Origin of the sequence: Streptomyces sp. CB03234 (assembly GCF_001905885.1) — a bacterium.
Taxonomy (GTDB): domain Bacteria; phylum Actinomycetota; class Actinomycetes; order Streptomycetales; family Streptomycetaceae; genus Streptomyces.
This window is the reverse complement of record NZ_LIYH01000008.1, coordinates 50,584-70,211: the sequence shown is the minus strand read 5'-3', so window position 1 is coordinate 70,211 and position 19,628 is coordinate 50,584. Positions and strand designations below refer to the sequence as shown.

General features: G+C 72.3%; 20 protein-coding genes and 1 pseudogene. 8 read left to right on the top strand and 13 right to left on the bottom strand.

From position 1 onward, the window contains the following. The first annotated feature begins 67 nt into the window (after positions 1-67). Positions 68-634, top strand: coding sequence for a TetR/AcrR family transcriptional regulator (locus AMK26_RS31085; RefSeq protein WP_073758816.1), 567 nt, complete (start codon positions 68-70; stop codon positions 632-634). 9 nt (positions 635-643) lie between these two features. Here the strand turns inward: AMK26_RS31085 and AMK26_RS31080 are convergent, their stop codons facing one another. The 7 genes from AMK26_RS31080 to AMK26_RS31050 form a co-directional block, all read right to left on the bottom strand. Next, positions 644-1,438 (bottom strand): IclR family transcriptional regulator, encoded by a 795-nt coding sequence (locus AMK26_RS31080; protein ID WP_073758815.1) that lies wholly within the window; start codon positions 1,436-1,438, stop codon positions 644-646. Between the two features lie 63 nt (positions 1,439-1,501). Continuing rightward, positions 1,502-2,317 carry a 3-keto-5-aminohexanoate cleavage protein gene (locus AMK26_RS31075; RefSeq protein WP_073758814.1) on the bottom strand — a complete coding sequence of 272 codons (816 nt, stop codon included), beginning with the start codon at positions 2,315-2,317 and terminating at the stop codon, positions 1,502-1,504. A gap of 1 nt (position 2,318) precedes the next feature. Beyond that, a complete protein-coding gene (locus AMK26_RS31070) occupies positions 2,319-2,675 on the bottom strand; it encodes a beta-D-galactosidase (protein WP_198944212.1) in 357 nt (118 codons plus the stop codon). Further along, on the bottom strand, positions 2,672-3,508 hold the full coding sequence (locus AMK26_RS31065; protein ID WP_073758811.1) for a cyclase family protein: 837 nt from the start codon (positions 3,506-3,508) through the stop codon (positions 2,672-2,674). The genes AMK26_RS31070 and AMK26_RS31065 overlap by 4 nt, the downstream gene beginning before the upstream one ends. A gap of 4 nt (positions 3,509-3,512) precedes the next feature. Beyond that, on the bottom strand, positions 3,513-4,421 hold the full coding sequence (locus tag AMK26_RS31060) for a 3-hydroxyacyl-CoA dehydrogenase family protein (RefSeq protein ID WP_073758809.1): 909 nt from the start codon (positions 4,419-4,421) through the stop codon (positions 3,513-3,515). Next, positions 4,415-5,215: an SDR family NAD(P)-dependent oxidoreductase gene (locus AMK26_RS31055; RefSeq protein ID WP_073758807.1), complete on the bottom strand. Its 801-nt coding sequence runs from the start codon at positions 5,213-5,215 to the stop codon at positions 4,415-4,417. The genes AMK26_RS31060 and AMK26_RS31055 overlap by 7 nt, the downstream gene beginning before the upstream one ends. A 215-nt stretch (positions 5,216-5,430) precedes the next feature. After that, positions 5,431-5,949 carry a MarR family winged helix-turn-helix transcriptional regulator gene (locus AMK26_RS31050; protein WP_073758805.1) on the bottom strand — a complete coding sequence of 173 codons (519 nt, stop codon included), beginning with the start codon at positions 5,947-5,949 and terminating at the stop codon, positions 5,431-5,433. A gap of 45 nt (positions 5,950-5,994) precedes the next feature. On the opposite strand from AMK26_RS31050, the gene AMK26_RS31045 reads away from it, so the two are divergent. From AMK26_RS31045 to AMK26_RS31030, 4 genes are all read left to right on the top strand, one after another. Next, positions 5,995-7,272, top strand: coding sequence for a multidrug effflux MFS transporter (locus AMK26_RS31045; protein ID WP_073758803.1), 1,278 nt, complete (start codon positions 5,995-5,997; stop codon positions 7,270-7,272). 23 nt (positions 7,273-7,295) lie between these two features. Further along, positions 7,296-7,856 carry a quercetin 2,3-dioxygenase gene (locus AMK26_RS31040; RefSeq protein WP_073758801.1) on the top strand — a complete coding sequence of 187 codons (561 nt, stop codon included), beginning with the start codon at positions 7,296-7,298 and terminating at the stop codon, positions 7,854-7,856. 43 nt (positions 7,857-7,899) lie between these two features. Next, complete coding sequence (locus AMK26_RS31035; protein ID WP_073758798.1) at positions 7,900-8,868, top strand: amidohydrolase family protein; 969 nt, start codon at positions 7,900-7,902, stop codon at positions 8,866-8,868. Between the two features lie 316 nt (positions 8,869-9,184). Beyond that, a complete protein-coding gene (locus AMK26_RS31030; RefSeq protein WP_073758796.1) occupies positions 9,185-10,249 on the top strand; it encodes a cobalamin-independent methionine synthase II family protein in 1,065 nt (354 codons plus the stop codon). 266 nt (positions 10,250-10,515) lie between these two features. On the opposite strand, the gene AMK26_RS31025 is transcribed toward AMK26_RS31030, so the two are convergent. Continuing rightward, the gene (locus AMK26_RS31025) at positions 10,516-10,749 is read right to left on the bottom strand and encodes a hypothetical protein (RefSeq protein ID WP_073758794.1); all 234 of its coding nucleotides are present in this window, start codon (positions 10,747-10,749) and stop codon (positions 10,516-10,518) included. 309 nt (positions 10,750-11,058) lie between these two features. On the opposite strand from AMK26_RS31025, the gene AMK26_RS31020 reads away from it, so the two are divergent. Continuing rightward, a complete protein-coding gene (locus AMK26_RS31020) occupies positions 11,059-11,985 on the top strand; it encodes an endonuclease/exonuclease/phosphatase family protein (protein ID WP_073759327.1) in 927 nt (308 codons plus the stop codon). 73 nt (positions 11,986-12,058) lie between these two features. Further along, on the top strand, positions 12,059-12,829 hold the full coding sequence (locus AMK26_RS31015) for a polysaccharide deacetylase family protein (protein WP_241838145.1): 771 nt from the start codon (positions 12,059-12,061) through the stop codon (positions 12,827-12,829). Between the two features lie 116 nt (positions 12,830-12,945). Here AMK26_RS31015 and AMK26_RS31010 read toward each other — a convergent pair whose 3' ends face one another. From AMK26_RS31010 to AMK26_RS31000, 3 genes and pseudogenes are all read right to left on the bottom strand, one after another. After that, positions 12,946-13,809 (bottom strand): ROK family protein, encoded by an 864-nt coding sequence (locus AMK26_RS31010; RefSeq protein ID WP_073758790.1) that lies wholly within the window; start codon positions 13,807-13,809, stop codon positions 12,946-12,948. 226 nt (positions 13,810-14,035) lie between these two features. Beyond that, positions 14,036-14,398 (bottom strand): annotated as a pseudogene (locus AMK26_RS31005) (VOC family protein); the annotation flags it as partial. 100 nt (positions 14,399-14,498) lie between these two features. Beyond that, on the bottom strand, positions 14,499-15,950 hold the full coding sequence (locus AMK26_RS31000) for an aminotransferase-like domain-containing protein (protein ID WP_073758788.1): 1,452 nt from the start codon (positions 15,948-15,950) through the stop codon (positions 14,499-14,501). On the opposite strand from AMK26_RS31000, the gene AMK26_RS30995 reads away from it, so the two are divergent. Continuing rightward, positions 15,949-16,851 (top strand): DMT family transporter, encoded by a 903-nt coding sequence (locus AMK26_RS30995; protein WP_073758786.1) that lies wholly within the window; start codon positions 15,949-15,951, stop codon positions 16,849-16,851. The genes AMK26_RS31000 and AMK26_RS30995 overlap by 2 nt on opposite strands. Before the next feature lie 79 nt (positions 16,852-16,930). On the opposite strand, the gene AMK26_RS30990 is transcribed toward AMK26_RS30995, so the two are convergent. Together AMK26_RS30990 and AMK26_RS30985 are read right to left on the bottom strand one after the other, a co-directional pair. Beyond that, positions 16,931-18,199 (bottom strand): MFS transporter, encoded by a 1,269-nt coding sequence (locus tag AMK26_RS30990; RefSeq protein WP_073758784.1) that lies wholly within the window; start codon positions 18,197-18,199, stop codon positions 16,931-16,933. Then, positions 18,196-19,560, bottom strand: a complete 1,365-nt coding sequence (locus AMK26_RS30985; protein ID WP_073758782.1) for an MBL fold metallo-hydrolase — start codon at positions 19,558-19,560, stop codon at positions 18,196-18,198. The genes AMK26_RS30990 and AMK26_RS30985 overlap by 4 nt, the downstream gene beginning before the upstream one ends. Positions 19,561-19,628: the final 68 nt, after the last annotated feature.

The window sequence follows — 19,628 nt, the reverse complement described above, 5'->3', positions numbered from 1 at the left end:
CAACGTGATATAACAACGTTGCATCTGAGTGTCCGCACCGTCAACCCCACTGAGCTAGGTTGCCCTCATGCCGATCGACGTCGACGAAGTCCAGCGCCGCAAGGAAATCGCCCGGGCCACCCTTGCCGTCGCCGCCCGTGACGGGGCCCGCGCGGTCACCATCCGCGCCGTCGCCAAGGAACTGGGCGGCTCCACGGCGATGGTCACCAACTACGTGCCCACCCGCATAGCGCTGATCACCAACGCCGTCCATGCCGCCGAATCCCGCTGGCGCGCCGACCTGGAAGCGCGCGTGGGCGATCTGCGGGGCAAGGAACGCCTGCGGGCCATGGTGGAGTGGAACCTCAGCACCGAGCCCGACGACCTGCTGCTGCGTACGCTCTGGGTCGAGATGCTCTCCTCGGCGCACACCGACCCCAACGGGATCGACCGGGACGAGGCGCGCGAGTCACGGCAGGAGTTCGTCGACGCGGCCATCGCGGCCGGAGCGCCCGACGCCGACCTGGCCGCCGACGTCCTCTCCCTGCTGACCCGCGGCTACTTCGTCTCCACCGTCGAGGACCCGGCCTTCTGGACGGCCGAGCGGACGGCCCGGGTCGCCCGGGCCGTCGTCGACGCACTGGTCGGCGACTGACCAGGGGGCCTACGGGGCCGGCTCCACGGGGCCGAAGTCCCTCTCGATCAGGTCCCTGGCGCGCAGCAGGGCATCGGCGATCGCCGGCTCCCGGCCCGTGAAGCGCTGGGTGGGGGTGGGGACGCTGATGGCCGCGACCCCCCAGGCGGCCGTGCGGACCGCGACGCCGACGGCGCAGATGCCGAGCGTGTGCTCCTCACGGTCGAGGGCGACGCCCGTGCGGCGCACGCCGTCGAGGTCGCGGCGCAGTGCCGAGCGGGTGGTGAGGGTGTGCGCTGTCTCGGCGGTGAGCCGGTTCGGTACGGCGTCCTCGAGCGCCGTCACCGGGAGGGCGGCCAGCATGGCCTTGCCCGGCGCGCAGCAGTGCGGGGGGAAGCCGGCGCCCACCGCACTGACCGCGCGCAGCCGTTGGTCGGAGACGACCTGGTCGACGAAGAGCACCTGGTGGTTCTCCAGGACCGACAGGTCTACGGTCTCCCGCAGTTCCCGGGAGAGTTCCTCCAGGTACGGACGGAGGTCGACGACGAGGGCGGACCGTACGGAAGCGGCCATACGGCGGACCTCCGGACCCAGCCGGTAGCGCCCCCGGTTGCCCGCCAGGGTCACCAGCCCCTCCGCCTCCAGCGCGCCGAGGATCCGGTGCACGGTGGACTTGGCCAGACCGATCCGCTCGACGACCTCCGCCTGGGTCAGCCCCGACGGAGCCGCCCGGAGGAGACGCAGCACCTCCGCCGCCCGGGCGATGACCTGGATGCCGCCCGTGCCGCCTCGTCCCGCCCGCGTCTGCTCGTCGACCGCCGTCATGGCAAGTGCCCCCTTCTCACGTCGTGTCCAGGACAGACTGCCGTACGGAGGGGGAACGTGCGGCTACCGGCCCGGCAGACCGAGGAGCCGCTCCGTCTCCGCCACTCCGGCGACGGCCAGGTCCAGGTCCCGGGCGAGGGCGACCGCGCGCTCGACCAACGGCCGGTTGCCGGGCGCCAGTTCCCCCTTGCGCAGGTGCAGGGTGTCCTCCAGCCCGGCGCGGGCGTTGCCGCCCAGAGCCAGCCCCATGGCGGTGAGCGGCAGGTTGTGCCGGCCGATCGCGACCACCTGCCAGACCGCGTCCGGGGGCAGCCGGCGCACCATGGCGAGGAGGTTGTCCGCGGTGGCGGCCATGCCGCCCCGGACGCCGAGGACGACGGAGAACTGCAGCGGCTCGGCGAGCAGGCCTTCCTCCCACAGCCGCAGGCACGCCTCCAGGTGGCCCGTGTCGTAGATCTCCAGTTCCGGTTTGATGTCCAGCTCCCGCATCCGGGCGGCCAGACGCCGCACCTTGCCGGGCGGATTGCGGAACTCGCCGTCGCCGAAACTCATCGAGCAGGGGTTGAGCGTGGCCATCCGGGGCCGCAGCTCCACCAGCCGCTCCCGCTCCTCGAACGGCACGCTCAGTCCGACCCCCGTGGACAACTGGATCAGCACCGGGCACCGTTCGGCGATCAGCTCCATGGTCCGGCGCGCGGTCCCAGGGTCGGCGGTCGGCCGCTGGTTCTCGTCACGCAGATGCAGGTGGGCGACCGACGCGCCCGCGTCGTACGCGTCGGCGACGGCCGCGGCGATCTCCTCCGGAGCGGTCGGCAGGTGCGGGTTGTCGGCCGTGGTGGCGATCGGCCCGGTGGGGGCGACGGTGATGACGACGCCCATCTCAGCCCTCCCCGGGCGGCAGCGCGATGGTGACGAGCAGGGTGGCGGGGCGGTGGGAGCGGTTCTCCAGCGAACGGGTCTCTCCCTTGTCCAGGTGGACGGAGTCGTACCGCCGCAGCGTCGCCTCCCGGCCGTCGGCGGTGACCACCAGCTCGCCGTCGAGGACGACGTACACCGTCTCCTCCACCGTGGGCGCCGCCTGCGCCACCCCGCCCGGCAGGTAGTACGACAGCCCCGTCCAGAACCGGGTGGTCGGCCCGGCCTCATGTCCCTGCAGCCGCAGCGCGCCGACACCGTGGTGCGACGGCGGCCGGTACGGCGGGGCCTGATCGAGCGCCGTGACGCGCATCGGGCTCATCCGCGCTCCCCCGTCTCGATCCGGTACGTGCCGGCCGGGTCGACGATGGCGACCAGGCGCACGATGCAGCCGTCACCGCCCGTCCAGCGCCAGGGGAAGGCGGCGAAGGTGACGCGCTTGCCGGTGACCTTGTCCAGGTCGCCGCCCACGTTCTCGAAGCCGATGATGCCCTGGGACAGGATGGCCCGGTGGCACGGCTCCCACTCGGGGAAGTCGTCCAGCACCGCGCGGCCGGTCTCGGCCTCGTACTCCTCGCAGGCCCACGGCAGCAGGCCGTCCGGGGCGCCCGGACCGTGCGGGCCGATGGCGGTGGCCAGCGGGTGGTCGAGGGCCTGGGTGTCGGTGCCGACGGCCTTGACGCCCTTGGCGGCGAACCACTCGCCGGCCTCCTTGTAGAAACCGGGGGAGTAGGCGTAGTAGTCGCTGTTGTCGCCGTAGGTGTGGTGCCAGCCGGTGTTCACGACGACGATGTCGCCGGGGCGTATCGCGGGGGTGGCGGCCTCCAGGTCGGCGGCGGTGACCACCTCCCACTTCTTCTTGGGTATCGACACCACCACGCCGGTGCCGAAGAAGGAGCTGAGCGGGATCTCGTCGAGCAGCGGGGTGTTCTCCACGACGTGGCCGGGGGCGTCGATGTGGGTGCCCGAGTGCATGACCGTGGTGATCCGCTGGGTCAGGACGCGGGACTTGGACATGCTGTGCAGGCGCTCGATCCGCACGTCCTCGAAGTACGGCCAGCAGGGCGTGCCGTGCCCCCACGGGTGGGAGAGGTCGTAGAACTCCAGGCCCTGCTCGGCCGCGCCCAGGGGCCAGGTGAAGGAGGTGTCGTTCATCGTGTCAGCCTTTCGCGGGTCGGTCGTCGGACGGGGTGTCGTCCGCACGGGAGGTGAGCTGCTCGGTGACGTGCCGGGCGAGCCGGGCGGCCGCCCGGTCGCGGCTGCCGTCGGGCCAGGCGAGGAAGCCGCGGCCGCTCTTGGCGCCCAGGTCGCCCGCGGCCACGAGGTCGCGCAGCAGGGGCGAGGGAGCGGGGGAGCGGTCCAGGGCGGGCAGGACGGCGTCGTGGATGGCGAGGGTGAGGTCGAGGCCGACGTAATCGGCGTTCTCCAGTGGGCCCATGGCGCCCAGCCGCAGGCCGATGGTGTTGCGCACCACCGTGTCGACGGTCTCCGCGCTGCACAACCCGCCGGCGACCAGTGCGATCGCCTCGCGCCACAGCGCGTGCTGCAGACGGTTGCCGACGAACCCCGGTACGTCGCGCTCGACGCGTACCGGCAGCTTGCCGAGGGCGGCGAGCAGAGCGGTGGTGCGCGTCATCGTCCGCTCGCTGGTGTGGCTGCCGCGGACCACCTCGACGACGGGTATCAGGCCGGGTGGGTTCCACCAGTGGGTGCCCACCACCCGTTCGGGGCGGGTGGTGCGCTCGGCGATGCCGCTCACCGGCAGGACGGAGGTGTTGGTGGCCAGCAGGGCGTCCGGCAGCAGTCGGTCCAGGCGCGCGAACAGGTCCCGCTTCACCGCCAGGTCCTCGGCGACGGCCTCCACGACGAGATCGGCGCCCGTGACGGCGGTGGCCAGGTCGGTGCTGCCGTCGACGGCGACGCCGTCGGTGCCCCGCAGGGCGTCCACCGCGCGGTGCAGGGCGCCGGGGTCGAGGTCGTGCAGCCGCACCGGATGGCCCGCGGCCGCGAACACCTCCGCGATGCCGTGACCCATCAGACCCGCGCCGACGACGGCGACGGTCAGCATGCGGTGTACCCGCCGTCGAGGTACAGCACCTGTCCGGTGACAAAAGCCGAGGCGTCGCTGAGCAGGTAGATCAACGCCCCGGAGAAATCGGCCGGTTCGGCCAGGCGGCCGAGCGGGACGCGGGCGAGGATGGCGTCGCGGGTCGCGGTGGCCTTCGCGTCGTCCTCGTACATCCAGGCGGTCAGCTCCGAGCGGAACAGCGTGGGAGCCAGTACGTTCACCCGGATCCCGGCACCGCCCCACTCGGCGGCCAGCGTGCGCCCGAGCAGGTCGACCGCGGCCTTGGAGGGGCAGTAGGCGGAGTATCCGGCGGCGTGGCCGAGCCTGCCCCGGGTGGACGACACCAGCACCACGCTGCCGCCACCGCCGCGGCCGAGGATGTGCCGCCCCACTGCCCGGCACATCAGCCACGGTCCGCGCACGTTGGCCGACTGCACGGCGTCGAAGTCCTCCACCGCCATCTCGGTGATGGGCGCGACGTGGTTCATGCCGGAGGCGACGAGCAGGCCGTGCACGTCGCCGTACGCCTCGACCGCGGCGTCCACGATCGCCTCGGCGTCCGCCGGGCCGTCCGGCCGGCGCCCGACCGTGACGACGCGGCCGGGTCCGTCCAGCTCGGCGGCGAGTGCGTTCAGCTTGTCGGTGTGGGCGCCGGCGAGGGTCAGGTGAGCGCCCGACGCGTGCAGGGCGCGCGCCGCGGCGCTGCCGAGCGCGCCGGTGGCGCCGGTGATGAGGACCGAGCGTTGGTCGAGACGGAAGTCGGTGAGGGGAGAAACAGCAGGAAGGAGTGCCACGAGAACCCCCTAGGTTCCGTGATGCGAATCAGACGTGCCGTATCGCGGTTCAACGTAGGGCCCGCCTGAGCCCCCGTCAATGACTTCCACATGACGGGGTGTTGGCGCGCGCGGCCGACTCCGGCGGGCGGGCCCCGGGCTCCACGGTGCGGGCGAACGTGGTGCGGCCTACCGCGACCGTGCCCGCCGCCGCCCGGCCTCGGACGAGGCCCTCGTCAGTCCTGGCCGCCGTCACCTGCCGCCGGTCCGGCCAGGCCGCGTTCCATGGTGTCCACCAGGAGGTTCAGGGCGTCCAGCACCTGGCCCCGCCCCTCGCCGAGACCGGCCAGCAGCCGGGCCTCGATGGCCAGTTGATGGGGGAACAGGGCGTCCACGGCGGCCTTGCCCTCCTCCGTGAGCGCCACCAGGGACGCGCGGCGGTCGGCGGGGTTGGCCGTACGGGCGATGAGGCCCCGCTTCTCCAGTTTGGCCAGCGCCTTGCTGATGGCCGCCCGGGACAGCTTGCGCAGGTCGGCGATGCGGCTGGCGGTCACCGGCTGGTCGAGGTGGCGCAGCGGGACGAGGAGGTCGACCTCGGGCAGGGTCAGCGGCGCACCCTCGTAGAGCGGTTCGACCGCCCGGTCGCGCAGGGCCATGATCCTCTTGAGGAGCGCCACGATCTCCATGGGAGACGTGTCCAGGCCGGGATGGCGGGCCGCCCACTGTTCAGCGGCGGTGGGGACGGACGGAATCACAGGGACCTCTTTGTAAACCGGTGAACTACTTGTTATCTTGTCTCCATGGTAAGCAGTCATCCTGTCCAGGTCGACACCCGGAGCCGCCGGCGCGCCGCCGTCCCACCCACGTCCAAGGAGCGCGTCACCGGCCTGCTCCTCGTCCTCGGCTCACTGACGGCGGTCGCCCCGTTCGCGACCGACATGTACGTACCGGGTTTCCCCGCCATGGGCGCCGCGCTGCACACCAGCAGCGCCACCATCCAGCTCACGATGACCGCCTTCCTGGCCGGCATGGTCGCCGGTCAGATCCTCCTCGGCCCCCTCAGCGACAGCCTCGGCAGGCGCCGGCTGCTGATCGGCGGCAGCGCGGGTTTCATCCTGTTCTCGCTGGTCTGCGCCCTGGCGCCCAACGCCTACGCCCTCATGGCCGCCCGTTTCCTCCAGGGAGCCGCCGGCGCCGTGGGCATGGTGCTGGCCCGAGCGGTGATCACCGACCGCTTCCACGGCCCGGACATCCCCCGCTACTTCGCGGTGCTCTCCCAGATCCTGGGCGTGGCACCCGTCGCCGCGCCCGTCCTCGGCGGCGCGGTCCTCGCGGTGTCCAGCTGGCGGGCCGTGTTCTGGGTCCTGTGCCTCATCGGCGTCCTGCTGCTGATCGGCGTGCTGCTCAAGGTGCCCGAGTCGCTGCCGCCGGAGCGCCGCCACGGCGGCGGCCTGTCCGGCACGTTCCGCGCGATGGGCCGCCTCACCCGCAACCGCCCCTTCATGGGGTACGTCCTCGTGCTCGGGTTCTCGTCGGCGGCGCTGTTCGCCTACATCAGCGGTTCCAGCTTCGTCTTCGAGCGGGTCCACGACGTCTCCGCCGGCATGTACTCGCTGATCTTCGCGGTGAACGCCCTTGGCATGCTCCTCGCCGGCACGGCCTTCGCCGGGCTGGCCCGCCACATCCGGCTCAACGTACTGCTCAGCCTCAGCGTCGCCGTGGCCGCCACCGGCACGCTCGCCCAGGTCGTGGTCACCGCCCTCCTCGGCGAGAGCTTCACCGGGACCTGGATCACCCTCTTCGTGGTCATGTGCGGCATCGGCATGATCTTCCCGGCGACGATGAGCCTCGGCCAGAACATCGGCCGCACCGCCCCCGGAGCGGCGTCCGCGCTCCTGGGCGGACTGCAGTTCCTGTGCGGGGCCATCGCCTCCCCGCTCGTCGGCGCCTTCGGCGAGAGCAGTTCCCTGCCGATGGCCACGATCATGCTCGTCTCCCTGGCCCTGGCCGTCCTGACGCTGTTGTGCCTGGTACGCCCCCGGCACGGCCACGGCGAGATCTCCACCACCACTCCGTAACCACGCACCCGACTGGAGCCCTGATGACCATCGAGTTCACCACCCGGTACCGCACCCGCTCCCGCATCCCGGCCGAGCCGGGCAAGCCGTACTTCATAGAGAAGGGCCTGGGCGACCGCGCCCACCTGTTCGGCGACCTCGTCACCGTCTACGCCGGCGGCGAGCAGACCGAGAACATGTTCAACTTCTTCACCGTCGAGGGCCCCAAGGGCGAGCTCATCCCGGCCCACTCCCACCCCGACACCTACGAGGTCTTCTACGTCACCGACGGCGCGGTGCGGCTGTTCGTCGAGGACCTGGAGGGCGAACAGCACGAAAAGCTGCTCACGCCGGGCGACTTCGGCTTCGTACCGAAGAACTGCGCGCACGCCTACCGCATCGAGCGCCACCACAGCCGGGTCGTCGGCGTGGCCGCGGGCCCCGGCGGCACCTTCGAGCGGTTCTTCGAGAACCTCGGCACCCCCACCGAGGAACTCACCCTGCCGCGCGAGCCGCACGTCCCCGCACCGGAGAAGTTCCGCACCGTGCCGCAGCAGTACGACGTGACCTTCCTGCCCGGCCACGAATGGCGCACCGGGAACTGACCGCCACCCGCCCCCCAACGCCCCCGCCGGAAAGAAGCCACCCATGACCAGCACCGAGGACGTCGGCCTCGTCGACGTCCACGCCCACTTCGTCACCGACTCCTACGTACGCCGGGCCAAGGAAGCCGGCCACCGCATGCCCGACGGCGTTCCCGCATGGCCCTCCTGGTCCGCCACGGCCCACATCGAGCTGATGGACCGCTGCGGCATCGACACCGCCATGCTGTCCGTGTCGTCGCCCGGCGTGCACTTCGGCGACGACACCGCCGCCCGCCGCCTGGCCCGCGAGGTCAACGAGGACGGCGCGGAGGCGGTACGCGAACACCCGGGCCGCTTCGGCCTGTTCGCCTCCCTGCCGCTGCCGGACGTCGACGGCTCCCTCGAGGAGATCGCGTACGCCTTCGACGCCCTGGGCGCCGACGGCGTGGTCCTGGAGACCAACACCCACGGCACCTACCTGGGAAACCCGTCCCTCGAACCGGTCTGGGCCGAACTCGACCGCCGAAGGGCCGTGGTCTTCCTGCACCCCACATCGCCGGTCTGCTGGGAGCAGTCCGCGCTCGGGCGGCCCCGGCCGATGATCGAGTTCGTCTTCGACACCGCCCGCACGGTCACCGACCTGCTCATGGCCGGCACCCTGGAGCGCCACCCCGACCTGAAGATCATCGTCCCGCACTGCGGCGGCGCGCTGCCGGTCCTCGCCGACCGCATCAACGGCTTCATGAAGATGTTCATGCCCGCCGGCACCGACGCCCCGGACGCGGTCGAGCAACTGCGCCGCCTCTACTACGACCTCGCCGGCCCCGCCCTGCCCCGCCAGCTGCCCGCCCTGCTGAGCCTGGCCGACCCCGACCGGCTCCTCTACGGCAGCGACCACGTCTGGACGCCGGCCGCCGGCGTCGAGCACCACGTCCGGAGCCTCGACACCGCACCCACCCCCTCACCGGGCGCCACCTGGCGCTCCCTCACCACCGCCAACGCCCGCCGCGTCCTGCCGCGCCTGACTCCCTGACGGTGCGGGCCGCGGCCGAGGCCTCCGGCGTCGCAACCCGCGTGATCGGGCGTTCGGCGCAGGGAAGTGGGCCGAGTACGCCGCCGTGCCCGTCAACCCCATGCCTGTCCCGACGCCCGTTCAGGGGAATCTCGCCAGGCGTCTCGTGCGGGGTGGGCCCCCTCCGATCGCATGCGAGGCTCCGTGTTCCCCTGGCAACGTCCGGTGATCCGGCGGGATTCGGGATCATGACGCAGCGCCGGCCCCGCCCGAACGGGCCGCGGGCGCCCTCCACGCCTTGTTGCGTGGGCCGACCGTGCTTCCTACGGTCCCCACCATGAGCATCCCCACCGAGCCCATCGGCAGCATCCCCCGGCCGCGCTCTTTGCAGGCGGCCCTCGCCGAGTACGCCCAAGGGCGGCTGAGCGACGAAGAATTGAGGAGGCTTCAGGACCAGGCGACGGCCGACACCCTGGCCAGGCTGGAGCAGCTGGGCTGTGCCGTCCTGGTCGACGGGGAGCAGGCCAAGCCGAGCTTCGCCACGTACCCCCTCTCGGGTCTCACCACCCTCGACCCGGACGGCGCCGTCATCCCCTTCGCCGACGGCCACACCCGGCAGCTGCCCCGGCTGACCGCGGGGCCCTTCCGCTACCAGGTCCGTGCGGAGACCTACCTGCGCGACGCCCTGCGTCACACCGACCGGCCCGTCAAACAGGCGGTGATCGCACCGTCCGCCCTCAGCCTGCTCTACCCCGGCGAGCCCGTGGACGGCTACTCCCGCGAAGCGTTCCTGCGGGATCTCGCCGACGAGGCCGAGGCCGACATCCGCGGCTGCCTGGAGGCGGGCGCGTACCGCGTCCAACTCGACTTCACGGAAGGCCGGCTGTCCCTCAAGCTGGATCCGTCAGGGAGTGTGCTGGACGACTTCATCGCCCTCAACAACGAGGTGCTCGGCCGGTTCAGCGAGGACGAGCGGGCCCGCCTGGGCGTGCACACCTGCCCGGGCGGGGACCAGGACTCCACCCACAGCCTGGACATCGACTACGCCGGCCTGCTGCCCAAGCTCTTCCGGCTGAGGGTCGGCAACTTCTATGTCCAGCTGGCCAGCGAGCCCGACCCCGAGCGCGTTCTGCACCTGATCGCCGAGCAACTGAGGCCGGGGATCCGCGTGTTCGTCGGAGTGACCGACCCGATCTCCACCACGGTCGAGACCGCCGAAGAGGTACGCGACCGGGTGCTGCTCGCTGCCCGGTACATCCCGCTCGACCAGTTGGGCACCTGCGACGACTGCGGCTTCTCGCCGTTCGCCGACGACTCCAGCACCTCACGTGACCTGGCCTTCGCCAAGATCGAGGCACGCGTACGGGGAACCAGCCTGGCGTCCCGGGCCCTCGGCCTCTGACCGCGCTGCCCCACCCGGCATGCGACCCACGGTGACCTGCCGCCAGCAGGTCACCGTGCACCCGAGTGCGGGGCGCAACGGCGCACGCCCGGTGCACCACGTCCGGACCCCGCCGGCGTGGGCGCGGCTCCGACTCCACCCGCACCGCCATACGCGGGACCCGCGCAGGAGCGATGAGCTGCGGATCCGGCGCCGGGAACGAGGCCTGCGGCAGGGGCGCTGCGCGCCCGCCCGTTCCGCGCCCCGGCGCGGCGCCGTCGTGGGGATCAGCCGTTCAGCCGGCTACGCAGCAGCCGCTTGCCGAGTTCCGCGCCCTTGCGGCTGTCCGACTGCGCCTTGCGGAACAGCTCGACGACCTCCGTGTCCTGCTCCCGCTCGGCGTCCTTGATGTAGGTCTCCAGCCGCAGAGCGTTGCTCAGGCACGCCTCGACGTACCAGATGAGGTTGTAGTCCTTGTCCTTGGTACCGGTGGTTTCACCGGTTTCCGTGTTGCTGCTCATGGCGCCTCTCCTTGAATGCCGGGGGTGGCGGTGCATGGGCCGGTCGGCCCGCCGTAGGCCGATGACTCGACCATCCGATAGTGGGAGGAAGCCACCGTAACCACACCCCGGAGTCGTGTGGGACCACTCCACCCGGGCAAGGGCACGGTGTTCACACCAACGGCCGCGCCGCCGGCCGAGGAACCGGTCGAGGAACCGATCGGGGCCGGGAGAGCGTCATTTGTACGAACCAGGAGCACACGGGGCGGCCGGACGGCTACGTACCAGGCGGACCGGCAGCGGGGGAGCGGCAGTGGCATGGCGGCGAACATGGGGCGCATACGACCGCGAGGCATGCGAACGGCGGCCGCGGCCGCGGTCACCGCGGGCCTGTTGCTCTTCCCGGGCGTGGTCCCGAACGTGCCCGGTCGCCTTGGGAGCCTTGTAGAAACGTTTCTGCCATGGCTCGGGCTCCTCGCACCAGTGCTGCTGGGTCTTGGCCTGCTGCGCCGCAACCCGCTCGGTGTCGTCGCGGCCCTGGTGCTGGTGGCGGTCTGGCTCGCCGTGTTCGGCCGGCCGCTGCTCGTCCGGCCCGAGGCGGCGTACGACCTGACAGTCGTCCAGCACAATATCGACGACCGCAATCCCGACCCGGCGGGTACGGCGCGGGCCCTGCTCGACGCCCGTGCCGACCTCGTCGCACTGGAGGAACTGACGCCCTCCGCCCTGCCCGCCGTGTCCGCTGCTCTGGCGGCCGAGTACCCCCACCACGCCAACGCCGGCACGGTCGGCCTGTGGTCGAAACATCCTCTGTCCGAAACCGGGCCGGTGGACATCCGGCCCAGCGGCGTGGGGACGCGATGGCTGCGGTCCCTGCGCGCGACGGTGTCCACTCCCCGTGGCCCGGTTGCCGTGTACGTGGCTCATCTGCCGTCCGTACGCATCGGGTTCAGCGGCTTCCGCTCGACGCGCCGTGACGAGAGCGCCGCTCTGCTCGCGCATGCCCTCGCCGCCGAACCAGTGGATCGGATCATCCTGCTGGGAGACCTGAACGGTACGGTCGACGACCGCGGCCTCGCCCCGGTGACGTCGCGCCTGAGCGGACCGCGTACCGGCCTGGCGTTCAGCTGGCCCGCGGCTCTGCCGGTGGCCCGGATCGACCACGCCCTGGCCCGCGGGGCGTTCCTCACCCACGTCTGGACGCTGCCCGAGACCGGCAGCGACCACCTGCCCGTGGCGGCCCGCGTCCGCCTGTGAGCTGCGGGCTCGGCGTCCAGGACGAGTGGGTGCGGCCTTCAAGTGGGAGCGGGATCGCGCCGATGGTGGTGGTGTGAAACTTCTTTCCAAGGCCGCGGTGGTGGTGGCTGCGGTGGTGCTGGGCACCATCGTGGCACCGGTGGGACGTGCTCAGGTGCAGCAGCGGGCGGCGGTGGCCACGCAGCGGTGGGACGAGACACGGTTGCGGGCGCTGTTCGGGTCGGAGAACCGTACGATGCGGACCGAACAGCGGGTGGTCGCGCTGACGTTCAACGCGGCGTGGAACGACCGGGGACTGGATACGGTGCTGGCCGTCCTGGGCCGCCACAAGACGCCGGCCACGTTCTTCCTGACGGGTGACTTCGCCGACCGCTGCCCGGAGGCGGTCCGCCGGATCGCGACGGCCGGATACGGCCTGGGCAACCACTCCTACAGCCACCCCTACTTCGCGGACCTGACCGCGCCCGGGCGGGCGAGTGAGGTATTGACGGCGGACCGGGCGATCCGGGCGGCGTCCGGAGCGGTGCCGCTGCCGTTCTTCCGCTTCCCTTACGGGGAAACCACCGAGCGGCACATCACGGAAGTCAACGGCCTGGGTTTCGCCGACATCGAGTTCACCACCGACACCAAAGGATATCTGGGCGCGGCCGGAGGGATGACGGTGGACAAGGCGGTACGGCGGGCCGTGGACGCCCTGCGGCCGGGCGCGATCCTGCAGATGCACATCGGGGTTCCGGACGGTAAGGGCCCGGTCCTCGACGCCGAGGCGCTGCCACGGATCATCGAGGCCTTCGAGTCCCGTGGATACCGGATCACCGACTTGCGGGGCCTGGTCAGCGAGTGACCACGCCTGCCGGGCGCGACCACGGCCCATGGCGTGCGGGGCCGCGGACTCCTGGACCGCTGGGTCCGCCGCCGCTGCTGGCGCCGACCCAAGGCGCCTTGCCGCTGAAGGGACGGTCAGACGTACTGGGCGATCCAGTCCTCCTCGGCCGCGGCGGCCTTGGCCAGGCGCAGGGCACCCTGGGCAACGACCAGGGCGGGGTCGTGGACCCGGGCGACGGTGCAGGCGCTCCACAGCTCCGGCAGGGTGTGGGCACGGGCGGTGGCGAGGGCGGTGGTCCAGTAGCCGGGGTAGTCGAGGGTTCCGCCGGCGGTGTGGAGGACGTCGGGGTTGAGGATGTTCACCAGCGTGGCGATGGCCAGCCCGAAGGATTCTCCGGCCGCGTCGACGATGTCCCGGACGCCTGCGTCGTCGGCGGCGAGCGCGGCGTGCACCTGGTCCGGGCGGAGGCCGGTGGCGCGTACGATCGCGGCTCCGCCCGCGAGTTCGTCGAGGCGCTTGATGCCGTGGGCGGTCGGTACCGGCATGCTCCCGACTTCGCCCGCCCACCCCCGGGAGCCGCGGACGACCCGGCCCCGGTGGAGACAGGCGGAGCCGATGGCGGTGCCGGAGAGCATCACCACGAGGGTCGAGGCGCTGTGGCGCCCTTCGGCCTCCCGGGCGAGGGCGGCCCGGATGTCGTTGACCAGGAGGTGGGGGACGCCCAGACCGGTGGGGCCGGGCCAGCCGTTCAGGGCCGGCAGGACGTCGCAGACGGCGACGCGGCCGTTGTCGACCAGTCCGGGAACGGCGATGCCGACGGAGGCCGGTGCCAGGCCGTTGTCGGTGAGGAACGTGGCGATCGCGGTACCGATCTCGTCCTGGGTGGCGTCGGGACCGGTGGTGACGCGGCGGATGACGGGTTCATCGTCCCCGTGGATCTGCGCGTACATGAGGAGCTTGGTGCCGCCGATGTCGATACCTACTGCCGAGTGTCGCATCCGGGTGACTGCCTCGCGGAGATCGGGGAGGGGGACCGACTCTACCGGTCGGCCGGCACGGGGTCAGCGGACCTTTCGCCCCCCCCGCGAAAGGTGCGCGCGCACTGCGCCGCACCTCGGTGAGGGCGACGAGGGCGGCGCCTGTCTGAGCGTTCGGGCAGCGAGGCCGAAGGCCGAAGGCCGGACACGGGCCGGCATGTCCCTGGGCCGGCTCGCCTTCCTTGCCTCTGACCACGCAGAAGGGGTGCCCGGCGGGATCGGTGAAGACGCGCCACCTGTCCCGACCCGGCTGGTGAACCGGCTTGCCCGCGCCCAGCTCCAGGAGCCGGGTCTCGGCCTCGTCCAGGTCCTCGACGGCGAAGTCGAGGTGGAACTGCTGGGGAACGGACTGGTCGGGCCAGCGTGGAGCCCGGTAGTCGTCGACCCGCTGGAAGCCGATGAAGAATCCGTCCTCACGGGTCAGAGCGGCGAAGTCGGCGTCCGACCGTGGGTGGGGTTCGAGGCCGGTGGCCTGCTGGTAGAAGGCCGCCAGACCCAGCGGATCGGAGCAGTCGAGTGTTATCGCGGTCAACTTCATCTGCAGGGGCATGGCACCTCCGGGCCGGTCGGTGAACTTTCGCGACGCACACCCTGGAGGCGGCCGTCGACTTGACGAACGGCGGGCCGTGAGCGACGCAAGCGTCCCCTGTTTACGCCGCCGCCGGGAGGGCCTGGCGGAGTCGGTGGACGCCTTCCTCCAGTTGTGCGGTGCCTGGGGTGCTGACATAGCTGAGCCGCAGGTGTGGGGCGGGTGCCTCGGCGGTGAAGTAGGGGCTTCCGGCAGTGACGGCCACGCCGTGGCGCAGGGCGGCCGCGGTGATGGCGGACTCGTCGGTTCCGTCGGGCAGCCGCAGCCACAAGTGGTATCCGCCGCGCGGTGGCCGGTGCGGCAGCAGAGCGGGCAGCGCGCTGCCCAGCGCGGCGAGCAGGGTGGTTCGGCGGTCGCGCAAGGCACCGGCGAGCGCCCGCAGATGGCTGGCCCAGGCGGGGGAGCCGACCAGTTCCAGGGCGGTCTCCTGCAGGGGGCGGGGGACGAAGAAGCTGTCGATGACCTGGATCGCGCGCAGCCGCTCCAGCACCGGGCCGCGGGCGGACAGGGCGCCGATCCGCAGGCTGGGGGAGGCGGCTTTGGTGAGCGAGCGCACATGGACGACGACGCCGTCCGGGTCGTCCGCGGCCAGCGGGAGCGGCAGGGACGGGGAGTCGGCGTGCACCAGACGGCGGGCGAAGTCGTCCTCGACGACGAAGGCGCCCGCCGCCCGGGCGATCCTCAGCACAGCGGCGCGGCGCGGCGGGGGCAGGACGGTTCCGGTGGGGTTGTGGAACAGCGGCTGGCAGACGAACACCCGGGCCCGGGTGGCCTCGAACGCCTCGGCCAGCAGATCGGTACGTACACCGTCCGCGTCGACCGGCACCGGGACGGGCCGCAGCCCGGCGGCGCGGGCGATGGCGAGCATGCCCGGATAGGTGGGCGATTCGACCAGGACGGGGGAGCCGGGAGTCGTCAGGGCCCGCAGGGCGGTGGTGAGCGCGCTCTGGGCCCCGGCGGTGATCAGGACGTCCGAGGCGTCGAGCGAGCCGCCCGGCCCGCCGATGTCGCGGGCGAACCAGTCCCGCAGCTCGGCCAGGCCCTCCACCGGGGGGCGGGACCAGGTGCCGGGCCGGCGGCCGGCCCGGGCCAGGGCGGCGGCCAGCGCCCGCTCCGGCTGGAGCGCCGCGTGCAGATAACCCCCGTTGAGGTCGATGACCTCGGGCGGAGGAGTGGTGAGCGTGGCCAGGACCCCGGCGGCGCCCGCGCCGCGGCTGCCCGCGTGGACGGCGGCGTGCGGCGCGTCCGCGCTCAGGGCGACCTCCTGCCAGGAGACGTCGCCGACGCCGCCCGCGACACGGCGGGCGGTCGCCTTGAACACCCCGGCACCGGGACGGGAGGTGACGAGCCCTTCGGCGGCGAGGGCGGCGATCGCCCGGGAGACCGTCACAGGACTCACCTGATACCGCGCCACCAACGCCCGGCTGGAGGGCAGCTTCTGACCCTCCGGATAGCGGTTCAGCTCGTCCCGCAAGGTCGCGGCCAGGCGCTCCACACTGCTACTGTCATTCATGACAGTACAAGATAGCGCTACTCTTTCTTCGGCGATAGCGGTCCGCAACGGTACCGGCACCCTCCTGGCCGCTCTCGGCGTGGTGTCCTTCTCCTTCAGCTTCCCTGCCACCGTGTGGGCCCTGGACGGCTTCGGCCCGTGGACGGCGACCGGCGTTCGGGGTCTGCTGGCGGCCCTGCTCGCCGCCGCCTGTTTGTACGGTGCGCGCGTGCCGGTGCCCGCGCGGCAGCACTGGCCGGGTCTGCTCACCGTGGCCGGCGGCTGCGTCGTCGGCTTCCCCCTGCTGAGCACGCTCGCCCTGCAGACCTCCACCACCGCGCACTCGGCCGTTGTCATCGGCGTACTGCCACTGGCCACCGCCACCATCTCGGCCGCCCTGACCGGACGGCGGCCTTCGCGCGTGTTCTGGACGGCCGCGATCCTCGGCGCCGTCACCGTGGTCGGCTTCACGCTCCAGCAGAGCCACGGCCTGCCGACGCTCGGCGACGTGTACCTCTTCGGCGCCCTGGTGGTGTGCGCCGCCGGGTACGCCCAGGGCGGCCGTCTCGCGTCCCACATGCCCGGCTGGCAGGTCATCGCCTGGGGCGTCGTCGCCGCTCTGCCGGTGTCCGCCCTCGTGACGGCCCTCTCCCTGCCCTGGGAACCGGTACAGATGACCGCCAAGGCGGCCGTGGGAATGGCCTACCTCGCCGCCGTGTCCCAGTTCGGCGGGTTCGTCGTCTGGTACCGGGGCATGGCCGCCATCGGGGTGCCCAAGGCGAGCCAGATCCAGCTTGCCCAGCCCCTGATCACCCTCGTGTGGGCGGTCCTGCTCATGGGCGAACAGCTCTCGCCGCTCGCCGTGCTCACCGCTCTGATCGTCCTCGGCTGCATCGCGGCCACCCAGCGCGCCCGCAGCTGACGGGCACGAGGCGGCGCCTGAGCAGTCCGATTCGCCGGTTGAGCCGGCCTGGCGGAGGGCGGTGGCCTTGTACGGATCGTCAGGTGCGAGGGTGTGTCTCGTACATCCGTACCGCCACCACCAGGCCGGAGGCGGCGGTGAGGGCGGCGATGGCCCAGATGGCGGTGGTCAGGCTGTAGGCGTCGGCGAGGGCTCCGGCGAGGAGGGCGCCCACCGCGAAGCCGCCGTCGCGCCAGAGGCGGTAGACGCCGACGGCGCGGGCGCGCCAGGCGGGGTGGGCGACGTCGCCGATGACGGCGAGCAGGGTGGGGTAGACCAGCGCGGTGCCGATGCCGAGGAGGACCTGTGCGGCGGCCCAGACGGCGAAGGTGGTGCCGGCGGCGACGAGGGCGATGGCGGCGGCCTGGAGCAGCATCCCGGCGGTGATCAGGTGTTTGCGGCCGATACGGTCCGACCACCAGCCGGTGAGCATCTGGCCGGCGCCCCAGACGGCCGGGTAGAGCGCGGCGAGGATGCCGATCTGTGCGACGGACATGCCGTGCCTGGCGAAGAGCAGGGGGAAGATGCCCCAGGCGAGGGCGTCGTTGAGGTTGTTGACCAGACCGGCCTGGCTCGCGGCGGACAGGGCCTTGTCGTGAAGGCTGGTGAGGCGGGCGATCCGGCGGGTGGTCAGTTCCCCGTCGTGCCCGCTGCCCGTCGCGGGGACGTGGCCGGCGGCTTCGAAGCGGGCGTGGTCGCGGGTCTCGCGTACCGCGAGGGTGGACAGGCCCAGGGCCAGTACGACGTAGGCGGCACCGAGCAGGAACGGCTCGGGTCGCAGCCCGGCGTGCTCGGCGATGGCGCCGGTGGCCATGGCGGTGGCGGCGACGGCGACGTATCCGGCAGCCTCGTTGAAGCCCATGGCCAGGCCGCGGCGCTCCGGGCCGGCCAGGTCGATCTTCATGATGACGGTGGTGGACCAGGTCAGGCCCTGGTTGACGCCGAGCAGGACGTTGGCGGCGATGATCCAGCCCCAGGACGGGCCCCAGGCGAGCATCGCGGGCACGGGCAGGGCGATGAGCCATCCGGCGATGAGAACCGGTTTGCGCCCGTAACGGTCGGACCAGGTGCCGGCGAAGAAGTTGGTGACGGCCTTGGTGGCGCCGAAGGCCAGGATGTAGGTCATGGCCGCGGTGTACGCGGACAGGTGGAAGACGTCGTCGGCGAGCAGCGGCAGGACGGTGCGCTCCTGGCCGAGCATGCCGCCGACCAGCGCGTTGATGACGACGAGCAGGCTGAACTGGGCGAGGTTGGGCCGCAGTCCGAGGCGTACGCCGCGGCGGGTCCCGCCGGTGACGGGGGCGGTCACGCGGTCTTCTCCAACGGACGGCCGGTGGCCCTGGACCAGTCGGCCGGCCCGCCGTCGAGGACGGCGAGATCCTTGTGTCCGGATCGCTGCAGCAAACTGGCCGCGGTCATGGCACGTTCACCGTGACCGCAGGCCACGACGGGGCGCCGAGGTGCCTCGTCGCTGTGTCCGGTGAGCTCGCCGAGTTCGATGTGGACCGCGCCGGGGATGTGTCCGGCCGTGTGCTCGGCCCGCTGGCGGACGTCGAGGACGGGGCGGCCGGCGATCCGGTCGGCGGTGAGCAGCTCGATGCGTTCCCGCTCCCCACCACCCGCGGTCCAGGCGTCCATACCGCCGCCGAGGTGTCCTGCCAGCCGCTCATGGCCGATCTTCAGCGCCTGCCAGGTGACGTCGGCCAGGTCCTGGCCGGCGGCGCCGACGAACACGAGCGGGGTGTCGTCGGGCAGCAGCCAGCCGAGCCAGGTGGCGAACTGGTCCCGCAGCGGGATGGAGACGGCACCGGGGATGTGGCCCGCGGCGAAGTCCGCCACGGGGCGTACGTCGACGACCTGGGCCCCCTCGCCGATCAGGTGGCGCACCTGGTCCACGGAGAGCGCGGGCAGGACCGGCGCCGAACGCAGAACGGCCGGCCCACGCCGGTTCACCTCGCTCAGGCGGTCGAAGTACGCGGGGTAGGAGCCGAGACTGCCGAGCAACAGGCGTACGAAGGTGTCCTCGTCCGGCGCGGCGAGCAGGGCATTGGCCCGCTTCTGCGCGGCGATGGTGGTGGTGCGCTCGGCACCCGGCGGCGCGGAACAGAAGGATCCGGCGCCGTGCGTCGGCCACACCGCCGTGACGTCCGGCAGTTCGGCCAGGCGCCGCAGTGAGCGGTACTGGGCGCGGGCCAGCTCCTCCGCGCGGTCGGCGCCCAGCAAGTCCGTACGGGCGGCCGAGCCGACGATCAGGGAACCGCCGGTGAAGACGCCGAGCTCGCGGGTGCCGTCCAGCAGCAGGAAGCACAGATGCTCGTCGGTGTGGCCGGGAGTGGCCAGCGCGCGCAGAGTCAGGCCGCCGAGGTCCGTCTCGTCGCCGTCGGTGAGCCCGGTGTGCGGGAAGGCCCGGTTGCCGGCGGCGGAGGCGAGCACGGCCGCGCCGTCGTCGGCGGCCAGCTGCACCGCACCGGACAGGAAGTCGGCGTGCAGGTGGGTGTCGGCGGCGAAGGCGACCGTGAGCCCACGCCGCGCGGCAGCAGCGCGCAGTGCACGCAGATCACGGCTCGCGTCCACGGCCAGGGCCCGTCCGTCGCCGAGGCTGACGAGGTAGGCGCTGTTGCCCAGGCCCTCATCGACCAGCGGTATCAGGTGATCGTCGGCGAAGCCCATCGGATCCTCCAGGGTGCGCGGAAGGTGCGGAGGGCTCCAGCACCCGTCCTTGGTTACACTATTCCATG